An 18264-nucleotide genomic window follows, 5' to 3' on the forward strand; every position below is an offset into this window, starting at 1 on the left:
ATTAAAACTACATTCTGATATATTCTTATTAATAAGCAGGAATTGCCATGACATATTGTTCAAACTCGTCAGGACTCATATTTACCTTTGTTTTTATCCGGTTGCGGTAGGTGTAAACTGTATTTCGTGATACTCCCAAAATAGATGCTACCCGATCAGCACTATCTATACCAAGGCGCAAGAGGGCAAAAACACGAATTTCTGCACTCAGGCATACAGGCGAAACTGTCTCATCCAGCTGGACAGTTGAGTCCAATACTGTATTCATTGATTTTATAAATGAGGGAAACAGCCTTATAAAAAGAGCATCAAATCGCTCAAAGAGTCGATCTCTATCCGCCTGGGCATTGCTTTTCTCCAAATAATCGGCAATGGTATCATACTTCCTTTGCAGGAGCAGGCTTCTGATTTTTGCCTGCATCTTTTCTATCTCATGAAAATAGACTGAGCTCAATTCAAAATAGTTGGTCAGTGATTCTTCCTTGATCTTGTTAGACTCGGTGAGCTGTTCATTTTTATTTTCCAGCAATCTGTTTTGACGTTTTATTTCATCCTGTCCGCTTTTTACCTCCCGATGCTTACGCACCAGCCTCATCCACAGGTAAACAATGATAACAAGGCTAATAATAGCCAGTATAAGTACTGAAGATATGGCCAGCCATCTTAATTGCTGCATTTCCTTTAACTGGACCTCCACAATGGGAACAATATGCGTAATCTCAGCTTTACGTTGTCGGGCGCCATAAAACTCGGCATCTTCTATGGCCCTGATCAGAAACTGATGAGCCAGCTTTATTTCACCCTCATCAAGTAATAACTGTGCCAGCAAGCGGCCCGATGTTGTTTCGTAAGTTGAAGAGCGGATGTCGGATTCAATGCTTTTAAGCAAGTAACGGACCTGGTTCTCCATATCGCCTGAGTGCTGATAGGCCCAGGCCATACACGAATAGATCATTGCCTTTTCATGCTCCGAAACATTGGGCTGTTTTGTAAACATCCTGCACTCTGAAATGGCCCTTTCTGTTTGTCCCAGATCGATCATTTTAAGCGCCTGCACCATCTGATAGTCCACACTGTTTTTTTCTGCAAATATCAGGACCGAGTCAGCATACAGATGATTTAGCTGCTTGTAATTCAGGTTATACAGCGGCACATCATTATACGCCATTAAGTCGCCATAAAGCCTAGTCTTTAAACCATAGTAATACACTTTTAACTCAGAAGTTGGTATGGTTGTCACCTTTGAAACTGCTTCTGTAGCCTCATTAAATAATCCTGCGCATAAAAGGACATCGACTTTGCAAAGTAAGGCCTCGGTTTGTTTTTCATGTGAATTCATACGGTTGGCCAATAGCTCCAACTGCCTTACTGTATTGAAAGCTTCATGACTTTTAAACGAGTACAACTCCTGAAACAATTGCTTATTGATAACATACTGTTCTTCATCAGTCATTGAGTTACTTTGCAGCAATATAACTTTTAATGAATCAACACGTTCCAGTTTTAGCGCATCAAACACTTTTCGCCGACTATAATTTTGCTCAGTTCCCTTTATCTCTTTAAGCAAATGGCCAGGTATATCATTGGCAAATATAATGGGGCAGATACTCAGGCAAAAAACTACTATTAAAACATGCTGTTTCATATGATCCAATCACTCCTGTTGAGAATACAAATTCCGGTTGTTATATACCATTAAAAGATATGCTAAACTATAACAAAAATGGTATAATGCATGCATTAATGCGTCTTTAGTTCTCTTTATATTCAAGCAGAAAACATCTCAAGCTCCTCTTGATAGGATAAATGCTTATGATGTTCTTTTGGGTTGATTATATATCTATTTATAGTTTCTCTTAGGCTATACTATTATTAAATTTTTCATCAACGGAGAAACTGAAATTTCAGTTAATCACCCCAAACCTAATATAATAAAAACAGATGGCTGTTTAGAGGCGTGACAGATGTGAAGTTCTTTCTCTATCGTTTGTGTAAAATTTATGCCTGGACCCAGAAATTGGTTGTGATCCTACACTTCTCATTAAAAGAACCACCTTAAAAAATAAAAGCCTGCAAGTTAAAAAACTTGCAGGCTTTACTGTGATCCCGAAGGGACTCGAACCCCTAACCTCCTGGGCCGTAACCAGGTGCTCTATCCAATTAAGCTACGGAACCAATATGTTTTTGCTTTGATTAGTGAACCATTGTTCTCAAATGCGGTGCAAATATAGAAATAATGCGGTTAAAACACCAAATTATTTAATGAAAAAATTACAATTATTTTTCCCGCTTTTCAGCAACAATAAGGGTTTCAGAACTTTGCAACACAAGAAAAGCCGCAAAAAATTGCAGCTTTTCTTTTTGTATCTCTATGACCTTATCGTTACTCGACCATTTCAGTCATCGGTTCATCAGTGAACTTTTTACTGTAAGGTTCAACCTCTGGCAAATCATATTCATAAGTAAGTACCTTGTTGTAGTGGTATTCACCATCTGAATTAAGACTCCTTACAAAAATATCAACCGAGCTTTGACCATCTTTCTGCAATTCAGAAATATCAAATGAAGCAATTCCCCATTGTTTATAGTTATACGGATCATCATTTTTATTATGCTTTAGCTCCAGTATAATTTCACCATTTTCGGTTTCAAGGTCTTCTGTATCTTTTACCAGGTTGATAAAATGAATACCATAACCACCTCCGTACTCAAACTGCACATTTAAATAATCATCGGTAAACCAGGTATCGACAATGGTTATCGGATCATTACCAATTGAATCTTTCACTTCAGGAGTGGTCGTTTCATCGAAGTTAAAAATAGGCTTGGTCAACAGTTCTGATATGCCATTAACCTTCACGTAGTAATCGTATTGCTCATTGTCATCAGCATCACCAAGTATCGTATAATTAACCAGAACGCGCATACCATCTTCTACTCGTGATGGCGGAACATTAGTTGCTGAAGGCCATAAAGCATCGCCACCATCTGTTACGACATAATAATAATCAGTTGTTTCAACCACCGTACCTGTTGTTACCCAAAAGTCACCTAACGAATAACCATCATCATCTGAACAACTAAAAAACAAAACGCTGGCCAGTGCCAGTAAAATTCCAAATCTTAACTTTTTCATGGGATTCTATTTAAGAATTAAACTTTGTTTCCATCCTAACGTAATAAATACCGTGCCAATATTTTTACGTTTACAATGATTAACTATTAAGAGCAACTTTTAAGGAAAGGGTTGCGTCAATCACAGGTATCAATTACACTTTCAATTGTAATTGTTACAAATGAAGGTTATTTTTGGAAGGGTTTTATTTAAAAGGTAAGGAGAGATAACATGAAGCCAATTGCTTTATTGCTGTTGAGTTTAATTTTAGCAAGTCATATTTCAGAAGCACAGGTCAAAGATAGTGAGCGTTTTGTTAAACCTATGAAGCTGAAACCTTATGTCAGCGGTAGTTTTGGGGAACTACGTTCCAATCATTTTCATTCGGGGCTCGATTTAACAACCAACCGTAAAACCGGTTATCGTATATACGCATCTGATAAAGGCTACGTTTCACGTATCAAAGTTTCTCCCTATGGTTATGGTAAAGCCATCTATATTGATCACGAAGGCGGCTACACCACTGTCTATGCCCATCTTGAGCGCTATTCCAACCGCATTGATTCACTAATACGTGCTCATCAGTACAAAGAAAAATCATTTGCCATAGAGCTGTTCTTCAAAGCAGGCGAAGTGCCCGTTGAGCGTGGAGAGGTAATTGGCTATAGTGGTAACTCAGGCAGTTCAGGCGGCCCTCACCTTCACTATGAGGTGCGCGACAAAGCCAGTCAAAAGCCTATGAATCCCCTCTTGTTCAGAGACGATATTAAAGATGATGTACGCCCCCAAATACAGGGCATGAAATTATATTGCCTGTCAGACGATGCTTCAATTAGTGGAAAACGAAAGGATAAGTATGTAACAACGGTCTTTTACGATAAGGCTTTTCACCCCAAAGGCTCAACCATATTTACGGCACATGGCAAAATAGGAGTTGGTGTTCAGGTGCTGGACTATTTCTCAGACAGCTGGCGTAAATGCGGTATTACAACCATTGATCTGTTTGTAAATGACACCCTCGTATATGACTTTAAAATTGAGAAATTCAGTTTTGCAGAATCGCGCTACATCAATTCTCACATCGATTATGCTGAGAAAAAAAGAAGCGGTAAGGTAATTCAGAAGAGCTGGGTTGAACCCAACAACAGACTAAGTTTATATGGCAAGCGTAGTCCTTATACCACAGATATCAAACCGGGTGACAAGAAAATATTCAAATATGTCATTGAAGATTTTAATGGCAACCGCTCGGTATTAGCCTTTACGGTTAATGGAGAAAACCCGCCTCCACCGCCTGTTGATAAGGATAGCCCGTTGGTACATGTGGATTACGGTAAATCATTTAACCTGGATACACTGGGCTTAAAGCTTTCAATACCTGCCAATACGTTTTACACCAACATCGACATGCTGATTCATAAGGATGAAAAAGAGGGTATGATGGCACCTGTATATGTTATTGGTGACAATCACATTCCTTTACACCGTTCCATGTCGGTAAGCGTCCCCGTTCCCGACTCATTGAATCAATATGCTGATAAATTAGTAATGGCAGGAGTTTCCACAAACGGGAAAACCTATTCTTTGGGAGGAAAATATGAGAATGGTCGCATGAGTACCAGTACACGTAGCTTTGGTCGGTTTTCACTGGCCATTGACACCATTGCTCCTACAATAAAATTGCGTAAAGCTCCTGAAAACAATAATTATTCAGGGCGTCAAAACATTCAATTGCTTATTAATGATGATTACAGCGGTATTAAAAAGTACGAATGCCTCATAGATGGTCAATGGGCTCTTTTTGAATATGATGCTAAAAACTATCGGCTAACTGGTACATTTAAGCACATGCCATTTCTCGAAAAAGGCAAACATGTACTGCAGGTTAAAGTAAGCGACAACAGAGACAATGAAACCATTAAAGAGTTTAGTTTTAGCAATTAAAATTGGCTTAATTTTTGAGAGATAGCAGTTCGGGAGTAACCGGAGTAACAACTCACATTATTTTTGTTTGATGGCTTTAAACAAACTAACTATTGTATATTTGTTCGCATTGTTGTATTCAGATTGACCTATATGTTGAGAAAAATTACACTAATCATATTGCTTATTAAATGTCTGATCAGCCCTGATATAAAAGCACAAATTAATACAGACCGTATGCTCACAATTGGCAAAAACGCTCTGTATTTTGAAGATTACGTGCTGGCAATTCAGTATTTCAATAAGGTTATTAAAGTAAAACCATACTTATCGGATCCTTATTTCTACCGTGGCCTGGCCAAGTACTATCTTGAGGACTATAACGGAGCTGAAATTGACTTAAACACCTGCCTGAGTAAGAATCCTTTTTTGGTAGATGCCTATAACGTAAGGGGTATTATTATGAGTCGTAAAGACAATCATGAAAGTGCCATTAAAGATTACACCAAAGGATTGGAAATAGAACCGTCGAATACCAACCTGCTTATCAATCGTGGTAACAGTCACTCCATCCTTGAAGAATATAATTTAGCAATCAAAGATTTTGACGAGATAATCAAGCACAATCCGGGCATGTTAAGTGCCTATCTGAGTCGTGGTTCTGCTAAAGTCAACGCCGGTGATTCCATTGGTGCACTGAATGATTTTTCAACAGTAATAAAGAGAAACCCATATATGTCAGACGGTTTCGCATCCAGGGGGGCTTTATACTATCAGATGAATAAGTACGAAGATGCACTGGCCGATTACAATAAAGTAATTGATCTTAAAGATGATTTCGCAGGATATTATACCATGCGTGGAATTATACGTTACCAGCTGGATGATCTGCAAGGCACCATGAATGACTTTGACAAGGTTATTGAACTGGATCCCAAAAACAGCCTGGCTTACAATAACAGGGGTATTTTAAGAGCCCAGGTAGGAGATAAAAACAGGGCCATTGAAGACTTTTCGCGTGTACTGGCACTAGAGCCAAACAACCTCTTAACACTGTACAATCGTGCCATACTTTATCTTGATCTAGGGCAAAACAAACAAGCCTTAAACGATTTAAACATCATTGTTTCAAATTATCCGAAATTCGGCCCGGCCTATTACAACAGGAGTATTGCCAAGCAGAATATGGGTGATATGAATGGTGCCGAGATAGATTACATGACCGCAGCTAAATTAGAAGCCGACAGACGCACGAATGACGAACTGGCTGCCAACACAACAGACCAGAAAGAAGATGATAGTGACGAAAAGGAAACTTCGTCTAAAAAACGTAAAGCTACCCGTAAAAAGTCTGATAAGGACATTCGCAACTACGATAAATTAGCTGTACTTGATGACTTTGGCGATGATGAATCAACCGAAGAGCGCTTTGACAACATTCGCGGTAAAGTGCAGAACCGCAACATCTTCATTGATCTGGAGCCTGTATTTGGCCTGACCTATTACTCGGGTGACACTATTTTAAGCCGACCTTCTTATTACGAAAAAGAAGTCGTTAGCTTTAACAGAAAAGAGTTGTATAAAAAGCCATTAATGATAACCAATCGTGAGATTGAGGCAGAGGGCATTAAATACATTCGACTGATTAACGACATCACCAATATTACCGAAGAGTTGCAGGATGAAGAAACGGATCGTGAGATACTGATTACCCGCGGTGCACTTTACAGCATGGTTATGAATTACAGCAATGCCATGGCTGATTACAACGAAATCTTAAAGTCAGACCCTGATAATGTTGTGGCCCTGTTCAACCGTGCCTATACACGTCATAAAATGGTCGAAGTGATCAAAGCCCTTGAAGAGGAAACGCAGACCCCGAACAATATCATGCTGCAGGGACCAATAAAGGCCAAGAATCAGCAACATCAGACCAATATTGAAAAAGACGCATCTCACATACTGGACTACGAGCTAATTATCAAAGACCTGAACCGGGTTATTGAGCTCTCGCCAGAGTTTGAGTTTGCCTATTATAACAGGGCTATTGTGCAATGTCTGAAAAAGAACTTTTTGCAGGGAGTTGAAGACTTTACCCAGGCCATTCAATTAAACCCTGATTTTGCAGAGGCCTATTTCAATCGCGGTCTGACATTGATCTACCTGAAAAAGGAAGCTGATGGTACAGCCGACTTAAGTAAGGCTGGTGAACTGGGTATATATAAAGCATATAATGTGATAAAACGCTATGGTTCTGAAGAACTCTCAGGGAAAGAAAGCATAGCAGAGGTTGAATAAATGAGTGTATTACCAGATAATTTCGATACGGATAATGCTGAATTTCAGGATGCCCTGAAACTGATTCAGCACACCAGTTCATCGGTCTTTTTAACAGGACGTGCCGGAACGGGTAAGTCCACTTTCTTACGGTACATTTGCCAGCACACACACAAGAAATTTGTGGTGGTGGCTCCTACAGGCATCGCTGCCATTAATGCGGGCGGTGTTACAATACACTCGTTTTTTAAGGTTCCCTTTCGTCCTATCCTGCCCGACGATCCAGACTTATCAACGCAAAAGGGCCGTATCTTTGACTTTTTAAAATACAGGAAAGCACATACACAAATCATTAAGGAGCTCGACCTGCTCATTATTGACGAAGTATCCATGGTACGTGGTGATGTGCTCGATTTTATTGACCGTGTTTTACGGGTATATACCAAAAATATGAACCAGCCATTCGGGGGTAAGCAATTACTGATGGTTGGTGATGTATTTCAGCTGGAGCCTGTTGTTAAACGTGATGACTGGCAAATATTAAAACGTTTTTACCCTTCGCCCTATTTCTTTTCTGCACGGGTATTTAAGCAGATTCCACTTGTGCAGATAGAGTTAAAAAAGGTGTATCGTCAAAATGACTCGACCTTTGTTAACCTGCTTGATCGCATTCGTTTGAAACAAGCCGGCAACAATGATATTGCAGCCATCAATGCGCGCTACAACCCGCAATTTCAAAGCCCCATCGATGAGTTTTTTATCACCCTGGCTACCCGTCGCAATACGGTTGATTACATCAACGACAGTAAACTGGAGCAGCTGGAAGGAAAAGAACATGAGTTTACCGGTCGTATTTCCGGTGATTTTCCCGAATCGGGACTTCCAACGCTGAAAGACCTGGTATTGAAAGAAAATGCACAGGTGATGTTTGTTAAAAACGACATGGAGAAGCGTTGGTACAACGGCAGCCTTGGACGAGTGGAAGAAATTGATGAAAACGGCATTTATGTGCGCTTGCAGAATGAAGAGATACACCTGGTTGAGAAGGAAGTGTGGCGTAACATTCGTTATAAATACGACGAAAAGAACAACCGTATCATCGAAGAAGAATTAGGCTCCTTTACGCAATACCCTCTCAAACTTGCCTGGGCCATAACCGTTCACAAAAGCCAGGGCCTGACCTTTGACAAAGTGATGCTTGACTTTTCGGGAGGTGCCTTTGCAGGTGGTCAGTTATACGTGGCCCTGTCACGTTGTATCTCATTGGAAGGCATTGTTCTTAAAACGCAAATATCACCACGTGATGTCATCGTAAATAACGAAGTGGTTAAGTTTTCCAGGGCGGCTAACGACAAGGTCCTGATCGAAAAAGAGCTTAGCAAGGCCGAAGCAAAAGATCTATACCGGAATGCCATGCTGGAATTTGATGCCCATAATTTTAATGAGGCAGTAAAATCCTTTGCCATAGCCAACGAGAAGCAGGAGGCCTTATCTGTTGAATCTGTACAGCGATTAATAGCCATTAAACTATCGAAAATAAACCACCTTGAGCGTGAAGTAAAAGAATTGAATGCAACCATTAAGCGTCAGCAAAAAAGCGTTGAGGAGTTTGCACGCGAATACTTTTTAATGGCCAACGAATGCATCGTTAAATTTAACGACAAGCCATCAGCCATTGCCAACCTGAACAAGGCACTCAAGCTCAAGCCCCATTTTTTTGATGCCCTTGTACGACGGGCAGCCATCCATGTTGAGACAGGCGATCTGAAAAACGCTGAGAAGGATTATACTGCTGCCGATAAAATCAAAAAGAAATCGTACAAAGTTAAGTACAACAGGGGGCGTACACGCCTTGAACTCAAAAAATACGAAAAAGCTTATAATGACCTGCTTCAGGCCACACGTATTAAAAAAGATAAGGCCGAGGCCTATTACTATTTAGGTGAAGCCTGTGAGAAGTTAGGTGATATGGATAAGGCCCTGGAGTATAAGAATATTGCCGAGCACCTGGGCTTTGAAGAATAATTCTCAGCTTAGTATTCATACTTATTTCAACAGAAGTAGCTTCTGAAACCGGAACTAAAAAGCAAAGATCACTTATCTCCCAACGAAATATGCGGCATGGTAATGTTATAGCGCACCGCCCAAAGTCGAATGCCTATTATTGTTACTACCGTAATACTTTCGCATATCACCTGTGGCACCTGCAAATTGTATAAAATAAGGTAAACAACAGCCCCGGTGATACAAGCGGTGGCGTATATCTCCTTGTGGAAAATAAGAGGCACTTCATTGGTTAAAGTATCACGAATAATACCACCTACAACCGCTGACGACAGTCCCATTATAACAGCAATAGGAGCTGAAATACCAAAAGCAAGCGCTTTTTCCAGACCTATAACAGTAAACACCCCTATCCCTATGGTATCAAATAAAAACAGGGTATTCCGCAACTTAAGTACAAATTTTTTAAAAAGAATGGTGATCAGAACACCTGCCAGAATCAAAAAAAAGTAGTCATAAGACTGTATCCATGATACAGGCAGGTTACCCAGCATAATATCCCTGACCGTTCCACCGCCAATGGCGGTAACAAACCCAATAAAGATGGCTCCAAAAATATCAAGACGTTTTTGGGCTGCTGTTAAAGTACCACTAATGGCAAATACCATGGTACCTATGTAGTCAAATGTCAGTATCAGATCTAATGAAGGCATTATTTTCTTTACTCGTAATAGGGTTTCACATCAATAACATGCATGCCGGCTTCATTGGCAGCATCAATTCCCAGGTGGCCGTCTTCAAACACCATACAGTCAACCGGCTCCACACCAATACCTTCAGCAGCCTTTAAAAACGTTTCAGGGTGTGGCTTGTAATTATTAACATCATCAGAGGTAACAATAACATCGAATTCATCAAGTATACCAACTGCTGACAACAGAAACTGTGCTCTTTCACGACTGGCACCTGTACCTACAGCCATAGGCAGCTGTCCCTTATATTGCTTCATCACCTCATATACGGGCTGAATCAATTCTACATTATTCAGGTTCTTTTCAACCAGTTGCTCTTTAATGCTTACCAGTTCAATTGGATCAACATCTAAATCGTAACGCTTTATCAGGTCTTTACTAAGCTCAACCACCGGACGACCGGTCAATGTAATAAAGAACTCATAAGTAAAATCAACACCATACGATTTAACAGCCTCTGACCACGCCTTATAGTGTACCGGAGTACTGTTTACCAATGTGCCGTCCATATCAAATATTAAGCCCTTTACTGATGATGGTACCTTTATTTTCAATTCGTTACTATTATCTTGCTTGTACATGTTTTTCGTTTTGAGTCGCGAAAATAAACAATAAGATTGTAAAATCTCATTTTAATATTATAACAATTCCTAACTTAGCCAGAACATTAGCAGAGCTAATATGTTTAACCACCAAAATTAATTTCAAACTTAACTCATAAAACAATGGAAAGTTTTAATCTGGAAAATTTTGACTGGCAACAGATTTACCAATGGATCATTACCAATGGAATCAAGGTACTGGCAGCTATTCTCATTGCCGTTGTCGGTTTGTGGATCATCAACAAAATCGTTAAGGGATTTAAGAAACTATTAATAGCCCGTAATATTGATGAGACACTGATCCCATTTATTGTAAGCTTAACATCTGTGACCTTAAAGGTAATGCTGTTCATCAGTGTCATTACTTATTTAGGGGTTGAAATGACATCGTTTATTGCACTACTTGGTGCTGCCGGTCTGGCTGTCGGCATGGCTTTATCGGGCACTTTGCAAAACTTTGCAGGCGGTGTAATCCTGCTTATTCTCAAGCCTTTTAAAGTGGGAGATTATATCGAGGCCCAGGGACATGCCGGTATCGTTAAGGAAATTCAGATTTTCAATACCATCCTCACATCGCTGGATAATAAAGTGATCATCATACCCAATGGAGGCCTTGCTACAGGAGCCTTGATCAACTATACTAAAGAAGATACGCGTCGTGTTGACTTTGTTTTTGGCATTGGTTACGATGATGATATCGATAAGGCACGCGACATTATCAAGACCGTGGCTGAAAAGAATGAATTGATCATGAAAGACCCGGAAATTTTTGTGGCCGTATTGGAACACGGAGACAGCTCTGTGAACCTGGTTACTCGCTTATGGTCTAAAACATCGGATTACTGGACTGTGTATTTCTATATGATGGAGTTTGTTAAGAAAGAATTTGACAAACAAGGCATCACCATACCTTATCCACAGCGCGATGTACACATGTACAATGAAAAATAATCATTAAATAAATACCAGGCTCCGCTTTTCGGCGGAGTATTTCTTTTTTAACTCTAATTATGAAGAAAGTTTTAAGTGCATGTCTGTTCTTAGTAACACTGACTGTCAGTGCTCAAACAGCAGACAACGATACGATTAAGTATTGGAAAATCGGAGGAACCCCTTCCTTCACCTTTAACCAGGTATCCTTAACCAATTGGGCGGCCGGTGGTAAAAATTCTGTGGCCGGTACCTTTTTACTCAACACGTATTTTAACTACAGTAAAGAAAGAGTAAACTGGGACAACACCCTTGATATGGGCTACGGTTTAACCAAACAAGGTAGCGATAACATGGTAAAGACAGAGGATAAACTGTATTTCACCTCCAAACTGGGTTACCAGGTTGATGCCAGCAAATGGTACCTTTCGGGACTTGTTGACTTTAAAACTCAGTTTGATGTGGGTTACAATGATCCTCCTGAAAACACAGTGAAGCTATCAGAATTTATGTCGCCGGGTTACCTTAACCTGTCAATAGGTATGGATTATAAGCCCAATGACAACTTTTCATTGTACATCTCACCTTTGACCAGTAAAATGACCTTTGTTTTAGACGACTCATTATCAAATGCAGGTGCATTTGGCGTAGAAGAAGGAGAAAATTTAAGAAGTGAGTATGGTGCATCGGTTAAACTGACAGCCAAAAAAGCTAACCTTATTAAAAATGTGGACGTCAACACTCGCCTTGATTTATTTTCTAATCTAACTGACAATGCTCAAAATGTAGATGTAGACTGGGAGTTGGTATTCAATATGAAAGTCAATGATTATTTAAGCGCTATCGCTTCATTTAATCTCATTTACGATGATGACATTAAATATATTGACGAAGACCAGGTTGAACACGGACCAAGGGCTCAGTTTAAGCAGCTATTTGGCTTCGGAATAAGTTATAAGTTCGGACAGTAACTTAAATGCTGAAATCAATATAAGCTATTGAAATAAGCAAACTATTAATCGGAGAGCAAGCCCTGACTACAATGTGGTCAGGGTTTTTATTTACGCAATGGTTTCAGCAGGTACTCCAAACCATTCAGTTTTATCTCATATAAAGTATGCAACAGCATGCCCAGTTTCCCTTCCGGAAAACCCTTATTATGATACCAAACCAGGTATGGCTCAGGCAGATCGCAAAGTATTCTGCCTTTATACTTCCCATATGGCATGCGCATAGTTGTTAACAATTCTAGTAATTCAGGATTCATCGCATCGTATTTGCAGCCGAAAGTACAAATTATCTTTAAGTGGTCAACGAACAAATTCTTCTTCTTTGTTTTTAATGGTATGTTGGTTAGTTAGAGTATTAATACTAACTTAACTGTTCATTACAACTTATTAATCTACGCGTCTATTTGTGTTCCGACGTATTTTAAACCCATAACTAATATGAAACACATCAATTTATTACTTACATTATTAATTTTTGCCTGTTTTACACCCTATGCACAGGTTGACCTTACCTACCAGGAACCATCTAAAGAAATAATGGATCTGGCGGATGTACCGCTTCCTCCCTCAACAGCCATTAACGACGACGGCTCTGTTATTGTTTTAATCTATCGTAATCAGTACAAAAGTATAGGTGAGCTTTCTGAAAAAGAGATAAAGCTGGGAGGTATACGTACCAACCCTATCACCAATGTTTCGTCGCGCACCCGCTTTTCCAACAACATTAAGCTGATGCATAAAAAAGGTGATATTACAGAAGTTGAGGGCATGCCAACCAAAGCCCGCCTTGCCAACTTCTCCTGGTCGCCCGACCAGAGCAAAATGGCTTTTACCAATACGGTGGCAAACGGAACAGAGTTATGGTACATTGATATTGCCAACTCAACTGCTCATAAACTAACAGAGGCAACTCTAAACGGTAACTTAGGCAGTCCTTTTACCTGGATGAAGGACAACAGCAGTATTGTTGTGCGCATGATGCCGGCCAACCGTGAGCCTTTGACTGACAAAAGCACGGCGATACCTTCAGGACCAATCGTTTCGGTTAATGAAGGCCAGAAAGCACAAAACAGAACTTACCAGGATTTATTAAAAGACAAGGTTGATGAAGATAACTTCACTAAACTGGCTGAATCAGAATTGAAAGTTATCTCATTGGATGGAACAGTTAAAGATTGGGCTCCTAAAGCCATTTACCGCAGTATCAGCTTCTCTCCCGATGGAAATTATGCCATTGTATCAATCGTTAGCAAACCCTTTTCATACATCGTTCCTTACCGTCGATTCCCAACGGAATATGTATTGATGGACAAAGCCGGTAAAAAGGTTAAGACCATTGAGAAAGTTCCTTTGATTGAAGAGTTACCAAAAGGTTTTATGGCCGAACGAACAGGCAAGCGTAATATAGCATGGCGCGCCGATAAACCCGCCACCATATATTGGGCTGAGGTTCTTGACAAAGGTGACCCTGAAGTTGAAGTGGAATACCGTGATGAAGTTTTTGAACTTGCTGCACCATTCACCGCTGAGCCTAAATCGATCTTCAAATCAATCAATCGTTTTGGTGGCATCACCTGGGGTAACGACGATGTTGCCATCGGATATGACTACTGGTGGAATACCCGTAATACAAAAACATATCTTTTCAATCCGTCTGACGCAGCTAAAACGCCAGAAATTCTGAATGACAGAAACTACCAGGACAGGTACAATGACCCGGGTGACTTCATTACAGAACGTAACGAATACAACCGAAGTGTATTGGTGCTGGACAAAGGCGATGTATACCTTGAAGGAGACGGTTACTCAAAAGAAGGTCAGAAACCATTTATTGATAAAATGAACCTGGCTTCTAAAAAAACGGTACGCTTGTACCAGGCTTCCAATGAAGATAAACTGGAGACTATTTCTAAAATTATTGACATCAGAAAAGGGCAGGTTATAACCCGCGTTCAGTCGCCTACTGATTACCCTAACTATTACTTACGAAACATCAAATCACGTAAAGCTCCGCGTCCTGTTACACAGTTTGAAAATCCGTTTAAAAGCTTGGCCGGTGTTCATAAAGAACTGGTTAAATATGAGCGTGAAGATGGGTTGCCACTATCAGGAACCTTGTATTTACCGGCTGGTTATGACATGAATAATAAAGAGCGCTTACCGTTGATTATGTGGGCCTACCCTACCGAATACAAAGACAAGCAAAGTGCCGGCCAGGTAACAACATCAGCCAATGAGTTTATCTATCCATGGTATGGCTCTCCTGTTTATTGGGTAATGAAAGGTTATGCTGTTCTTGATGATGCTTCATTCCCAATTGTTGGTGAAGGAGACGAAGAACCGAATGATACTTTTATTCCGCAGTTAGTGGCCAATGGCAAAGCAGCCATTGATTATTTAGATGAGCAAGGTTTTATTGACAGGGAGCGTGTTGCCGTTGGCGGACATTCATACGGTGCTTTTATGACCGCTAACCTGTTGACTCATTCCGATCTGTTTGCAGCCGGAATTGCCAGAAGTGGTGCCTACAACCGCACATTAACGCCTTTTGGCTTCCAGAGCGAAGAGCGTAATTATTGGGAAGCGCCAGATATTTACAATACCATGTCACCATTTATGAACGCCAGCAAAATGAAGCATCCTTTATTGCTTATCCATGGCGTTGAAGATAATAACTCAGGTACATACACCATGCAAAGTGAACGTTACTTCAATGCTTTAAAGGGCTTGGGAGCAACGGTTCGCCTGGTACTGCTACCTTCGGAAAGTCATGGCTATCGTGCCCGCGAATCTGTTCTTCATATGCTATGGGAACAAGACCAGTGGCTCGATAAGTACGTTAAAAATAAAAAGTAATAATAAGCTGAGCTGTGTAAAACAAAACACTTCTCGCAAAGAACGCAAAAAACAAAGGTCGCAAAGCATTGAATAACATCACCATATACTTTGCGACCTTTGCGTGAAACTTAATTTTTCACACCCTCATATTTTTAATACCTCTAAGTATGCTGCTTGAACAACTCACTCTTCAGGACATTAATAAACACCAATTTGATTTAGCTGTACTGCCATGGGGCGCTACAGAAGCACATAACTTCCACTTACCCTATGGAACCGACAACTACCAAAACGGCGTTATCATTAAACAAGCCGCACAATTGGTTAACGACAAGGGAGTAAAGGTCCTGATATTACCTGAGATTCCTTACGGTGTTAATACCGGTCAAACAGACATTCCTTTTGTCATTAATATGCTGCCTTCAACGCAGCAGGCAATTATCAAAGATGTGGCCACATCTGTTTTTAAGCAATGTGATAAATTGCTGATATTTAATGGCCATGGCGGTAATGATTTTAAAACGATCATACGGGAACTGGGAATGGAATTTCCTGGTAAAAAGCTATTAACCTGCAATTGGTTTCAGGCACTTGATGCCGCCAAATATTTTGCTCAGCCAGGTGATCATGCCGATGAAACAGAAAGCAGCCTGATGATGTATTTATACCCTGAATTAGTCAAACCTCTTTCTGAAGCAGGAAATGGACAAAGCAAGGCCTTTAAAGTAAAAGCCCTTAACCAAAGCTGGGCCTGGGCCGAACGAGAATGGACCAAAGTGAGTAATGATACCGGCGTTGGTAATCCAAGCAAGGCCAGTTCCGAAAAAGGCGAACGTTTCTTCAACGATCTGTGCCAGGTGATTAGTCAGTTTTTACACGAACTGGCACAAACGCCATTGGATGAGTTTTATGGATACTAGAAGAAGGTGCATATATCTCCTGTGAGATAAAAATATCGGGGTTCAGCTATTTATAGTTGAACCCTTTTTTTACACAATACATCAGCTTGCTTAACAAGGAAATTAACATCCCAACATCCTCACATACTCCTACTCTTCGTATTCAAAATACAGCTTATAGAATTTCAGCCCACGTGCACTGTCAAAGCCCTTTTCGAGGTACTGACGTTTACCATGAACGTAAACATGGAAGTTCTTATCTAGCTTCAACACTGACTTAAAGTGCTTTTTTTCTGACTTGACAGCATCTTTCGATATGTCAAAGCTATCTTGCAATGGCATGTTTTTCTCCGATTCAAAGAAGTTTTTGTAATCCTGAAAAGCATCAACCACCTCAGGTTGACGAATCACTTCTTTCTCAAATTCCTTTTCATCAAAAGCCGCATGCTTACTAAAATAGTCCATGGAACGGTTTAGCATATCAACCTGATCAGGTCGTTCCACATCATTTTCTTCATTAAACACCTCTCCCACAAATCCTTTACACATCTGTAGGTAATTATTGGTAAAGTAATAATTATCCTCGCGCGGCTTCAGACCTAGAAAATCATCTTTCCAGAAGTGGGCCTCATTACCCTTGTTGATGTTATCAACAGAGCAAATTTTATAGCCTAAATCTTTCTCTGTATTGAAAATAAGGCATCCCTTATCCAACTTTTTAATATTAATTCCTTCCTGTGCTCCCAGTTCAAAGTTGTTATCACGAAGCATCACCTTCAAAAAAGTATCTTTATTCTCAGACTTAAAGATACCCAGTGCATCAACTATTTCACCATCGATTACACAGTTATTGAACAATACCATGTAAAACTCACCCCCTTTTATTTTAGGGTGGTTAGATTGCTCATACAAGTGATTGGCAATGGCAATAGAATTATCATAGAATTGAGCCGGACTATTAAAAATAGTATCAACAAGGCCAAACATCAGGTTTTGCTCTATACTCTCTTCATGGTGAAAATTAAAATAAGCCTCCGTTTTAAACGGTTTGAAAAAGTATTGTTTTAGCACCTCTATTACCATTTCATCATCGTGCAATTGTAATTCGCCCTTTGAAAAACGGATCTCTTCAGCCTCGGCCCTGCAGCCAATGTGGTGAACAATGATATTTTGAATGGTAGCCTGTGTAAAATCAATCATTTTCTTGTTTTTAATTACTTGCTTAAAATATAGCTCACGAAAATAACACTTTTCAAAAAAAGAACAGCTGCAATAACCAAGTTATTGCAGCTGTTACCGTCCATGAAAAGTTAAACTTAGCTAACCCTGCAATGAGCAGCATACCACGATACAGGATGCTCTGATCCAGAGATTAGTTCTTGTATTATCTTCTTATCATCCCACTTACTTTCAAAACTACATGATTGATCAAGGGCTTTTGACAGCAGCAACCACTCTTCAACCATGGGTTGGGTTAATTCGCCTTCGAACTCTTTTAATACTTCCAGGCAACAGTTATCAATCATGTGAATTTTTGGCTCTTCACGTTGCAATGAACAACGGGTTGTATACAAATGATCATCAACACGGATAAATTCATTCTCGTCCAACATAACGGTGAATGTAAAACTGACTTGTGACATGGCTATACTCCTTTAGGTGTAGATTTATAATTGGTCAAAATTAATTAGTCGGTAATCATTTTAAAATCAATCTGTTTGTAAGTTACCACAGAAGCGTTTTAGAATCAATTTAAATAACTAAAAAATTCTTTAATTATTAAGGCAGGGCAATTGTCACAAAGCATTTGCCTAACAATATAAGGTGAAATTAAAACTCAGATAATAATGCTTTCAATTCGATTGATCTACAGCTTAAACAATGAAGTCATTGGCCAGTCAACACACAGGTAAA

The 18264-nt window shown here is 39.9% G+C and carries 14 protein-coding genes and 1 tRNA gene; 7 read left to right on the forward strand and 8 right to left on the reverse strand.

Going from position 1 to position 18264, the window contains the following annotated elements:
* Nucleotides 1-28 precede the first annotated feature (28 nt).
* From ACRD69_RS15915 to ACRD69_RS15925, 3 genes are all read right to left on the reverse strand, one after another.
* Nucleotides 29-1645 carry a DUF6377 domain-containing protein gene (locus tag ACRD69_RS15915; RefSeq protein WP_430816103.1) on the reverse strand — a complete coding sequence of 539 codons (1617 nt, stop codon included), beginning with the start codon at nucleotides 1643-1645 and terminating at the stop codon, nucleotides 29-31.
* A 456-nt stretch (nucleotides 1646-2101) separates the two neighbouring features.
* A tRNA-Arg gene (locus tag ACRD69_RS15920) sits at nucleotides 2102-2175 on the reverse strand.
* Nucleotides 2176-2383: 208 nt separating this feature from the next.
* Complete coding sequence (locus ACRD69_RS15925) at nucleotides 2384-3136, reverse strand: NigD1/NigD2 family lipoprotein (RefSeq protein ID WP_430816104.1); 753 nt, start codon at nucleotides 3134-3136, stop codon at nucleotides 2384-2386.
* A 210-nt stretch (nucleotides 3137-3346) separates the two neighbouring features.
* Here ACRD69_RS15925 and ACRD69_RS15930 point away from each other — a divergent pair, with 210 nt between their 5' ends.
* The 3 genes from ACRD69_RS15930 (at nucleotide 3347) to ACRD69_RS15940 (ending at nucleotide 9340) form a co-directional block, all read left to right on the forward strand.
* Nucleotides 3347-5059: a M23 family metallopeptidase gene (locus ACRD69_RS15930; protein ID WP_430816105.1), complete on the forward strand. Its 1713-nt coding sequence runs from the start codon at nucleotides 3347-3349 to the stop codon at nucleotides 5057-5059.
* A 216-nt stretch (nucleotides 5060-5275) separates the two neighbouring features.
* Complete coding sequence (locus ACRD69_RS15935; RefSeq protein WP_430816106.1) at nucleotides 5276-7336, forward strand: tetratricopeptide repeat protein; 2061 nt, start codon at nucleotides 5276-5278, stop codon at nucleotides 7334-7336.
* Nucleotides 7337-9340 (forward strand): AAA family ATPase, encoded by a 2004-nt coding sequence (locus tag ACRD69_RS15940; protein WP_430816107.1) that lies wholly within the window; start codon nucleotides 7337-7339, stop codon nucleotides 9338-9340. It begins immediately after the preceding gene.
* Nucleotides 9341-9408: 68 nt separating this feature from the next.
* Here the strand turns inward: ACRD69_RS15940 and ACRD69_RS15945 are convergent, their stop codons facing one another.
* Together ACRD69_RS15945 and ACRD69_RS15950 are read right to left on the reverse strand one after the other, a co-directional pair.
* Nucleotides 9409-10032: a trimeric intracellular cation channel family protein gene (locus ACRD69_RS15945; protein ID WP_430816108.1), complete on the reverse strand. Its 624-nt coding sequence runs from the start codon at nucleotides 10030-10032 to the stop codon at nucleotides 9409-9411.
* A gap of 8 nt (nucleotides 10033-10040) precedes the next feature.
* Nucleotides 10041-10652, reverse strand: coding sequence for an HAD family hydrolase (locus ACRD69_RS15950; RefSeq protein ID WP_430816109.1), 612 nt, complete (start codon nucleotides 10650-10652; stop codon nucleotides 10041-10043).
* 144 nt (nucleotides 10653-10796) lie between these two features.
* On the opposite strand from ACRD69_RS15950, the gene ACRD69_RS15955 reads away from it, so the two are divergent.
* Both ACRD69_RS15955 and ACRD69_RS15960 read left to right on the forward strand, forming a co-directional pair.
* Nucleotides 10797-11624 carry a mechanosensitive ion channel family protein gene (locus tag ACRD69_RS15955; protein ID WP_430816110.1) on the forward strand — a complete coding sequence of 276 codons (828 nt, stop codon included), beginning with the start codon at nucleotides 10797-10799 and terminating at the stop codon, nucleotides 11622-11624.
* Nucleotides 11625-11683: 59 nt separating this feature from the next.
* Nucleotides 11684-12574 (forward strand): DUF3078 domain-containing protein, encoded by an 891-nt coding sequence (locus ACRD69_RS15960; protein WP_430816111.1) that lies wholly within the window; start codon nucleotides 11684-11686, stop codon nucleotides 12572-12574.
* A gap of 86 nt (nucleotides 12575-12660) precedes the next feature.
* On the opposite strand, the gene ACRD69_RS15965 is transcribed toward ACRD69_RS15960, so the two are convergent.
* Complete coding sequence (locus tag ACRD69_RS15965; RefSeq protein WP_430816112.1) at nucleotides 12661-12870, reverse strand: DUF3820 family protein; 210 nt, start codon at nucleotides 12868-12870, stop codon at nucleotides 12661-12663.
* A gap of 181 nt (nucleotides 12871-13051) precedes the next feature.
* Here ACRD69_RS15965 and ACRD69_RS15970 point away from each other — a divergent pair, with 181 nt between their 5' ends.
* Both ACRD69_RS15970 and ACRD69_RS15975 read left to right on the forward strand, forming a co-directional pair.
* Nucleotides 13052-15469 (forward strand): S9 family peptidase, encoded by a 2418-nt coding sequence (locus ACRD69_RS15970; RefSeq protein WP_430816113.1) that lies wholly within the window; start codon nucleotides 13052-13054, stop codon nucleotides 15467-15469.
* 149 nt (nucleotides 15470-15618) lie between these two features.
* Nucleotides 15619-16371, forward strand: a complete 753-nt coding sequence (locus ACRD69_RS15975; RefSeq protein ID WP_430816114.1) for a creatininase family protein — start codon at nucleotides 15619-15621, stop codon at nucleotides 16369-16371.
* A 129-nt stretch (nucleotides 16372-16500) separates the two neighbouring features.
* On the opposite strand, the gene ACRD69_RS15980 is transcribed toward ACRD69_RS15975, so the two are convergent.
* Both ACRD69_RS15980 and ACRD69_RS15985 read right to left on the reverse strand, forming a co-directional pair.
* Nucleotides 16501-17550: a nucleoid-associated protein gene (locus ACRD69_RS15980; protein WP_430816115.1), complete on the reverse strand. Its 1050-nt coding sequence runs from the start codon at nucleotides 17548-17550 to the stop codon at nucleotides 16501-16503.
* A gap of 116 nt (nucleotides 17551-17666) precedes the next feature.
* On the reverse strand, nucleotides 17667-17993 hold the full coding sequence (locus tag ACRD69_RS15985) for a hypothetical protein (protein ID WP_430816116.1): 327 nt from the start codon (nucleotides 17991-17993) through the stop codon (nucleotides 17667-17669).
* Nucleotides 17994-18264: the final 271 nt, after the last annotated feature.

Origin of the sequence: Carboxylicivirga agarovorans, assembly GCF_050589845.1 — a bacterium.
Taxonomy (GTDB): Bacteria; Bacteroidota; Bacteroidia; order Bacteroidales; family Marinilabiliaceae; genus Carboxylicivirga; species Carboxylicivirga agarovorans.